The following is an 8,898-nucleotide window of genomic DNA, read 5'->3' as shown; positions in this document are numbered from 1 at the left end:
GGCATTGGCTTCATCTCCACTTTACATAGTAAAAGAAAAAGTGTTGAACGACTACTCCGTCGAGTAATCATCCAACACTAGATTAGTATGTTTTATTATCGTTAGAGTTATCCCAATTAATATACTTATTAATAATGGCTCTATTAGTTTCAGTGTCTCCCCAAGCATTTATTGCTGCTTGAGTTTGTTTTCTTATGGTGTTATCGTTAACGTCTCCATAGATTACCAACACTTCATTGTTCTTCTCTGAATAAAGAACATCGCCACCATAAATTCCGGCACCCTCATGTACTTTTACCGTAGATTCAGGTAAAGCAAGACCGCTTCCGCCATACTCATTATGTTCTTTGTCATTAATAATTTCGGCTTTTTCAATGTACTTACTACCTGTACCCTTACTGTTCAAAGAGCCTGCCGTAATATATGCGGTGCCATCCTTCAAATCAATCGGATTATCTTTTTTATCGTACAAAGTAATATCTACGGTTACACCATCACTATGAACATACCAGAAACCATCCGTTAATTTATTGTTGAAATAAATACCTGATGGATCATATTTATCTCTTTCATAGTTTGGCTTCCAACCACTAAATGAAACTGAAATTTTTCCAATATCAACATTGCCATATTTTGAATTTTGAAAACCTGTATATTCAAGTCTAAGAAATTCACCAAGTGTTTCTTTATTAATTTTATAAAATTGATCTAGTACTACTTGAGTATCCGGATTAGTTCCTATAGTTTTATTACCAGTTCCTACTGTTACATTATCGCCTTTATACACTACAGTAACTTTTGAACTTTCATTTGGATCCAAAATTAAATCTTGCGATACTTTATCAATATCAACGTTATTTTCATCCCAAAGCCCATATTTTTTTAGTTCTTCAATATAGTCTGCTTTCTTTTGGTTATATTCAGCCAATTTTATCTCATATTCTGCAGATTCCTTATTGTATTTTTCAAGTTCGGTCCTATATTGTTCTAAAGCTTTATTAATCTTATCAAGTTGCTTTTGAATATGTTCCTCAAGTTTTCCTTCAGCATCCTTAATACCACTAACATTGGTTGTGATGTCTTCTCCATTTGCGACATCAACTTCTACGCCTTCGCCTTTGGCATTTTCAATAGCCTCATCTAACTTGCCATTATTTGTATTGTTGATGTTTTCAACTTCATTTTTAGCATCATCATAAGTTGGAGTTTTAGTCTCTTCCTTAGGAGTTTTCTCATTTGAAGTATCACCAGTTGCTGATACTTGCTCAGTAGTCGTCTCAGTACTTTGAGTTTCGAGCTGACTTGTGCCTTCAGTTGAAGTTGTATCAACAGTTGTGTCATTAGTTGTTACAGATTCAGGATTGGTAGATGCAGTTTCAGTTGATGTATCTGTTACTACATCATTTGAAGTTTCAGTACTTTCATCTGAAATCACTTCACCATTTTGATCTTCAGTACTATTAGTTCTTTGTTGCACGCTAATTCTTACCTTAGTCTTTTCAGAACTAAGAACATTTGCGCTTTCTACTTCAGCAATCTCATCTTCACGATATCCTGCAGCCTTAACAACATGAGTGTTTGCGCCTGTCATAATTCCAACACCCAAAAGTGCAGAAGCCGCACCAGCCGCAGCTTTCTTAGCTCTAGGGCTCATCTCCTTATGATCTTCGTGATTCTTGTGATATCTCTTCATCTTCTTTTTAAAATTTTTCTTAGATGTCATTTTCATGGCCTCCTATTGTGTATACGTATCAAATTAATTATACTTTTGATACTTATGCATTATCATGAAACCGCTTTCATTAATAGTGACATATCGTCTTTTTTAAAATTTCTTAAAGCTTTTCAGAAAACACTTATGTACAAAAAAACGCCACCGAAATTCGATAACGTTTCCTTTTTATATTGAATTGATTCTTAGCTGATTACTAGTTTCTAATTTCCTTAAGTCCAGATTTACGACGGCCCATGTTGAACCATGGTGAAACAGTAAACGCCAAAACATCGTTAATGACGTAAATCAATGAGTTGATAGCCATTGCCAAGTTGGCATCCCCTTGCGCATAAGTGATACCCCAAAGAATCAATTGGAAAATACCACTTGCAGTCCACCAGAAGTATTGGTTGTTGTAACGCATGAAGCACATAATACCAGCAGTAAGTGAAATAGCAAAACTGATAGCGTCAACCCAAGGACGTGGGTCATTAGTGAACTTACCAATTAAGAAGCCTGATACCAAGTAAACGGCCAATGTACCAACAATGGCGATGACCCATTCTCTACCACCAAACTTTCTCAAGTGGTTCTTAGTATCATCATTCCATGATCTTACTGACAAGATAACTGGCAAATCCAAAGTTGCGATATAAGCAATTTGTTCAAAAATAGAAAGATAATTCTTGGCTGACCAACCAGCATAGATGAAACATGCTGCTGAAATCAATCCTAACCATCCATTAATTGCCTTAGTGGCATTAATTGCCAATACACAAAGCGTACCCAAAAGAGTACCAATGAAAGTGATCAAAGTTACGCTAGTAACCTTTGCTTGAATAAGTAACGCTAATTGAAAACCAAATGCGAAAAACCATAAACAATAGTTTTGTACTGGCCACCCCTTTAATTGATTAAACAGCCAAACAAAATAATTCTCATGTCTTTCCATATATACAAACTACTCCCTTTTTATTTTAGGTTCACAATATACTATATATTGTGCCTTATCCGCTCTTTTATTTAAAAAGCATCGCTATCTAGTATAGTGGACTCAAAATTAAATACAAGGATTGACATTTTTTTGATTTGCGTTAGTATCATAATTTTTTATTTGTTAAGTTTTTTAAAGCGCTTTTATTTTTATTTTCATAAATGACATTATGTCATATAATGTATACAAGAAAGGAAAAATAATATATTAATTATGTGCTACGGAGGTACTAAAAATGTTCAAGACAAAAAAACGCAATTTGCTATTCGCAAATTGGCTAAGGGTGCTGTTGCAGTGTTATTAAGTTTCGGCATACTAGCTGGTCCTAGTGCGCCAATTGTCTCAGCAGCCTCTGAAGCAATTCAAAATTAAATGACTGATGATACAACTTCAGTAGTAGAAGAAAGTGTTCCTGTAGAAAATAATACAGCAGACACTTTAACTACTGATAATACTGAAGTTTCAGCTAATTACTCTGAAAATACTGATGGATAGTACTACAACTACTGTGCAAACTGATACAGATGTATCTACTCAAGAAAAAACAGATCCAGAAACATCTGTTAATACTGAGCAACCAATTCAAACAGAAGAAGCTGAAAGTACTACTCCAGTTGAAGATATAAATTCAAAATCTGAAGAAAATGTATCTCAAAATAATAATATTAATACTTCTAAAGAAGGTACAAATAAAAAAGATAAACCAAATATCAATGAAATGACCAAGGAAGAATTGGCAGATCATATTAAAGATTTGGCAGATAAACATCCTTTAGGTATCGCTGGTATCTTCCATATTTTCGGTAATGAAGTGACCCAAAATGGTCATATTGCAGGTAATATTGCTGCAGATAAACTTTCTGGTACAAATTTTGGTACCAATTCAAATGCAACCAATAATTTAACCAACGGTGATATCCACTATGTTGGCAATCTCAATGGACTTAACAAAATCGATGGTGACAACAAAGTAGTCATCTTTGGACCAGACATTGAATACCGTTCATTTGAAAATGATGGAGCAATTGAAGTTAACTATGGAACTGCAGAAAAACCTGACTGGAGAAAAGTAGATATTCCTTATAACCACATTGTTCAAGCCGATCAAAAAATTGATATTCAAGGCGAACTAGATAAATTAAGTCAAAAGTCAGATAACTGGGCTAGTCAAGCACAGACTGAAGGAGTTAAAGCCGATTTTAATGATCTCAACAATAGTTGGACCGATGTTTCTGAGGCTATAAAGAATGCTGGCGACAGTAAGGAACCTATTTATGTAACAATTGATGCCGCACACCTTTCAGGCGACAAACGTAATATTACGATCAAAGGTATTCCTGCTGGTGCTGAAGCTCCAATGATTATTTTAAATGTAATTAATATTCAAGGTGGAGATTTAACAGTTCAAACTCACCTTGTACTGGAATATGCTGATGGTAATAATATTGGCGGTTCTTCTGAAACTCCAAATCAATTTAATAAATTGCTCTGGAACTTCGGTACAGATGTTAATAAATTACATTTTGCTGGAGACTACCATTTGGGAAGTGTTCTAGCAACCAACGCTCATATTACAAATGCTGTTAACATTGACGGTAATATTATTGGTAACAAAGTTACTGTTAGTGGTGAAACACACCGTTGGGACTTAACACCACCATTCGTAGAATTTGAAGAACCTGAAAAGCCTAAGCCGGAGCCTAAACCTGAACCTGAACCAGAGCCGGCGCCTGAAAATCCAACTCCAGATACTCCTGCTCCACAACCTAAACCAGAGGAAACTCCTGACAATACAGAAGATTTTACTCCTCCATTAACTGTAGATGTATCGGATCTAGATGGTACAGATGAAAATGAAACACCAGCTGGAGAAGAATCAACAGAAGAAGCTATTGCTCCACTTCCTGAAAATGTAATCGAAAAAAATCAAAAAGAAGTAACTTCTTCCAAGTTTATGGTAACTCCTACTGCTGTAACCGAGAAATCTAGTGAAACAACAACTAAACCGAAAGCAGAAGTAGAAAATCAAAATGTAACTGAAACCTCAAAAGAAGTTGGACTTCCAGAAACCGGTGAAGATAAGACTAACCTCATTACTACAGGCATTGTTTTAGCAAGTATTGCTGCAACAATCACGGCATTAGGCTCATTCATCAACAAGAAAAATTAACTAAAAATTACTGTTACTATAGATTTAAATGTAACCGCATTAATAAAGTGGAGGCTTTAATATGCTAAAAAGCGAACAAAATTCTTCTATTACTAAAAATATTAATTCAGCTAACTGTTTAGAGATTAATTATTACGATCCCTATGGTAATAAAGTTGGTGCATATTATTCTGCACCAGCTAATGCTGCAATATTTATTAGCAACAAAAGATTAAAAGAAATTATCGATGCAAATATTCCTGAAAATCATCAAATAGTTCCTTACTTTGCATATCCACAGCACGACATCACTAGCGATAACACTACTGAAGAAATAATGATTGCAGTAAAATAAATCAATCCTATTAATTAACAAAAAACTCATCAATGATTCTAAAATTGAGTCAATTGATGAGTTTTTCTATTGATAAATATTAATGTTGTGAAGCACCTGTTGTAGTATCTGGTTCTTCTGTTTTTTTAGTTTTTTCTACCTTTTCAGCCTTAGTTGAAGCACCACTTACAGCATCAGGATCTGAATTTCTACGATAAGTTGCACCAGTTGTGGTATCATCATCTACTACCAACTTTTGACCAGTAGTTTCACAGAAATACTTAACGAGTGGATACAAATCTTGAACCCATTCGTAAATACCTGCGTAATCTCCATTATCATCTTCAACACGCTTATAGTAGTGCAAAACAAGTTTCTTCAAATTACCAGTTGGAACGGGCATATAGACATCATCATGTCCATCTTGCTTAGTACGTAAAGCATGAACTACTTTTTTAGCATTAGGAATAACATCACGCACATCGGGGTGAATTGCCTTCATAGTATCACCGACTTGATCTGGTGTACGTTTAGCAAGCATCTTATAATTTGGATCAGTTGGACGATTGTACCATAGAAATTCATTATTATCGTCAACAAAAGTCATTTCCCCAATTGTATTTCTAAGCATCCAATTAAGTTGGTTAACAGTAAGTAACCCCGCATCCAGCTTCACATAATCGTCACCTTCTGCAGCATGGACCTTCTTAGCTGCCTTATCCAGCCATTCAGGATCATTTTTATCGATTCCTTCAACTGTATATTTAGATTTACCCTTAGCTTCAAAATCTTCTTTTAAGTATTCATCAGGATTCATATCCTTAAGCCATTTAGGTTCTGCCATAATTTTTTCCTCCTACTAATAAAGAATCTTCTTAATTTTAATTATAATTTGTAAGCGGTTTTAATTCAATTGGATTGATATAAATTTAGCAATAATTTTCCAGACTCTATTATATAAAATTTTATATATTTTATTTTTTAAAAAGTACCACTTACAAAGTAGTACTTTTCCTATTAATTTCACTACATCTTTGTTTCAACGGTATGCTTATCCAAATGAATAATCACATCAAACATTGCTTTTTCCTCAGGTGAGATTTTGTGGGCTACTTCTATTACCGCAACATTAGGATTCTCAAGTAATGTTTTATGAATATCTAGTGACAATTTAGGATCAAGCGCACTCGTTGCTTCATCAGCCAACAAGATTGGTCTGCCCGATAATAAAGCACGAGCAATTTCTACTCTTTGAATCTGCCCACCAGACAATTCACTACCATTTTCACCCACTTGCTTATCTAGGCCTTGGCTCTTAACCAAATTATCAAGTCCAGCTTCATGGATTACTTGCTTCAGCTTTTCATCGCTCACCTTCCGGCCAAGCGTAATGTTAAAACGCAACGTATCGTCAAACATGAACGGCTTTTGATTAACATAGGAGAAATAATTATGCGCTGCATCCCAATTACCAGTTACATCTTTGCCATTAAGCAAAATCTTCCCATCTTTAGGTCTTTTTGATCCCAAAAGAAGGCGCAACAACGTTGTTTTCCCCCAGCCACTTGGCGCCATAAGCAATACTTTTTCACCAGGTTTAACTTCTAAATTAACTCCATCAAAAATTCGCTTATGATCAGAACTTGTTACATAAGACAAATCATCAATTTTCATTCCTTCAAAATGATCGATCTTTTGCTTGTCATCTTTCATCACATGTTTCAAAGCTTCTTGAGTCTTTTCCCACATCGGTACGGTTGACTTAACTTGGTTAAATTCGTTAAACAATGTAACAACTGGCGTGATAAAATTCATTGCCAAATCAACCATCATTACCAAAGTACCTACTTTTAAGTTGCCTTGCATCATCAAGATCCCACCTACGGTACATGGAATGATGAAACAGAAAAGCTCAGCTGCAGAATAAATTAATTCTAGTGCCCATGCCTGCGTCAAAGTCATATTTCTTAACGCGTTTTCCATTTGCTGGGCAGCATTTGCCGCACGCGTTACAATATTTGTTCGCACGTTATAAAGCTTGGTAGCCTGAGCACCATTTAATGAATCTGAAACATGCTGCGTATAATTAGCATTAGTTTTTGCCCAAATCTTTGACTTTTTAGTAATAATTGGACTAGTGATCATCTGCACTACAGCAGGTGCAATCGTTGCTATTACAAATACTAAAGTCATTTGCCAAGAACTATAAAAAGCAAAGCTAATGGCACCAATAAATGACAACCCCTGGAAAATCATATCTAGTTGAGCGGTCACACGATTAGTTTCAATTTGTTTTAAATCATTAGTCATCAGCGACAAACCGCTTTTTATATCCGGATCGCCTTGATCAACTAGATACCGAAGATTGGCCTTTTTTAATGTCATGTTTACGTCACGAATAATTCCCATCTTAACCGTTTCGTAAACAAAGTTGCTGGCCATAAAGCACAATTGACCTAATGCAGTTAATAAAGCCAATCTAATTAAGTGCATGTAGTCATGAGAGCCAGAAGAAGCAACGTTCAACATGACTTGAATCATATAAGCTACAAAGACGATGTTGCAGGCTTTAATTGCCGCCAAAATGGTAAAGCTAATTATTTGGCTTTTTTTAGCATATTTAAGACTCATAAACTCTCCTTTTTTATATACTTGAACCATTATACTCGCATACTTGTCTTTTTCTCAATCTGATACGATAATTAATGTAATACATTCTATTTTTAATAAAGGCTGAAAGGAAATTCTATGAAAACTGGTACTAAAATTATTACTTTAGACAACGGTTATCACTTATGGACCAACACTCAAGGTGAAGGCGATATTCATTTATTAGCTCTTCACGGCGGTCCTGGCGGCAACCACGAATACTGGGAAGACACTGCTGAACAATTGAAGAAGCAAGGTCTTAACGTTCAAGTTACCATGTACGATCAATTGGGTTCTCTTTATTCAGATCAACCTGATTATTCTGATCCTGAAATCGCTAAAAAATATTTGACTTATGAATACTTCTTAGACGAAGTTGATGAAGTGCGTGAAAAGCTTGGCCTCGATAACTTTTATTTAATCGGTCAATCTTGGGGCGGACTTCTTGTTCAAGAATATGCAGTTAAATATGGTCAACATTTAAAGGGCGCCATCATTTCATCCATGGTTGATGAAATCGATGAATACGTTGCTTCAGTTAATAGAAGAAGACAAGAAGTTCTTCCACAGACTGAAATTGACTTTATGCACGAATGCGAAAAGAACAATGATTACGACAACAAGCGTTACCAAGATGACGTTCAAATCTTGAATATTAACTTCGTTGACCGTAAGCAACCTTCTAAGCTTTACCACTTAAAGGACATTGGTGGCAGCGCCGTTTATCACGCATTCCAAGGTGACAACGAATTCGTTATCACCGGTAAGTTAAAGGACTGGCACTTCAGAGATCAATTACACAAGATCAATGTTCCAACTTTGCTTACTTTTGGTGAAAACGAAACTATGCCTATTTCAACTGCTAAGATTATGCAAAAGGAAATTCCTAACTCACGTTTAGTTACTACTCCAGATGGTGGACACCACCACATGGTTGATAATCCTGCAGTTTACTACAAACACTTGGCTGACTTCATTCGTGAAGTAGAAAACGGCACCTTCAAAGGTCAAAATTAATTAACAAAACGGTTGGAATTTTCCAGCCGTTTTTTTCTAGA

Annotated in this window: 9 protein-coding genes; 5 read left to right on the top strand and 4 right to left on the bottom strand. The window is 35.5% G+C overall.

All coding sequences use genetic code 11. The annotated features are described in order from the left end of the window. Positions 1–82: 82 nt before the first annotated feature. A complete protein-coding gene (locus WS44_RS05730) occupies positions 83–1,723 on the bottom strand; it encodes a hypothetical protein (RefSeq protein ID WP_288145704.1) in 1,641 nt (546 codons plus the stop codon). A gap of 205 nt (positions 1,724–1,928) precedes the next feature. After that, on the bottom strand, positions 1,929–2,666 hold the full coding sequence (gene pnuC / locus WS44_RS05725; protein ID WP_013438538.1) for a nicotinamide riboside transporter PnuC: 738 nt from the start codon (positions 2,664–2,666) through the stop codon (positions 1,929–1,931). 255 nt (positions 2,667–2,921) lie between these two features. Between pnuC and WS44_RS05720 the strand changes: the two genes are divergently transcribed. The 4 genes from WS44_RS05720 (at position 2,922) to WS44_RS05705 (ending at position 5,212) form a co-directional block, all read left to right on the top strand. Further along, the gene (locus WS44_RS05720) at positions 2,922–3,080 is read left to right on the top strand and encodes a YSIRK-type signal peptide-containing protein (protein WP_046433618.1); all 159 of its coding nucleotides are present in this window, start codon (positions 2,922–2,924) and stop codon (positions 3,078–3,080) included. Then, positions 3,081–3,203 carry a hypothetical protein gene (locus WS44_RS09985; RefSeq protein WP_288145703.1) on the top strand — a complete coding sequence of 41 codons (123 nt, stop codon included), beginning with the start codon at positions 3,081–3,083 and terminating at the stop codon, positions 3,201–3,203. It begins immediately after the preceding gene. Then, positions 3,196–4,878: a cell surface protein gene (locus WS44_RS09980; RefSeq protein ID WP_288145702.1), complete on the top strand. Its 1,683-nt coding sequence runs from the start codon at positions 3,196–3,198 to the stop codon at positions 4,876–4,878. Before WS44_RS09985 ends, WS44_RS09980 begins: the two co-directional genes overlap by 8 nt. 61 nt (positions 4,879–4,939) lie before the next feature. Then, entirely contained in the window at positions 4,940–5,212 is a 273-nt protein-coding gene (locus WS44_RS05705) for a hypothetical protein (protein ID WP_013642387.1), read from the top strand. A 79-nt stretch (positions 5,213–5,291) separates the two neighbouring features. On the opposite strand, the gene WS44_RS05700 is transcribed toward WS44_RS05705, so the two are convergent. Together WS44_RS05700 and WS44_RS05695 are read right to left on the bottom strand one after the other, a co-directional pair. Then, positions 5,292–6,035 carry a PAS domain-containing protein gene (locus WS44_RS05700; protein ID WP_013438542.1) on the bottom strand — a complete coding sequence of 248 codons (744 nt, stop codon included), beginning with the start codon at positions 6,033–6,035 and terminating at the stop codon, positions 5,292–5,294. 182 nt (positions 6,036–6,217) lie between these two features. Beyond that, positions 6,218–7,822, bottom strand: coding sequence for an ABC transporter ATP-binding protein (locus WS44_RS05695; RefSeq protein WP_013438543.1), 1,605 nt, complete (start codon positions 7,820–7,822; stop codon positions 6,218–6,220). Positions 7,823–7,939: 117 nt separating this feature from the next. Here WS44_RS05695 and WS44_RS05690 point away from each other — a divergent pair, with 117 nt between their 5' ends. After that, positions 7,940–8,857 carry a prolyl aminopeptidase gene (locus WS44_RS05690; protein WP_013438544.1) on the top strand — a complete coding sequence of 306 codons (918 nt, stop codon included), beginning with the start codon at positions 7,940–7,942 and terminating at the stop codon, positions 8,855–8,857. Positions 8,858–8,898: the final 41 nt, after the last annotated feature.

The sequence above is a fragment of the Lactobacillus sp. N54.MGS-719 genome, from assembly GCF_000980505.1.
GTDB lineage: Bacteria > Bacillota > Bacilli > Lactobacillales > Lactobacillaceae > Lactobacillus > Lactobacillus amylovorus.
The sequence above is the reverse complement of the archived record's forward strand: the minus strand, read 5'-3'. Positions and strand labels throughout refer to the sequence as shown.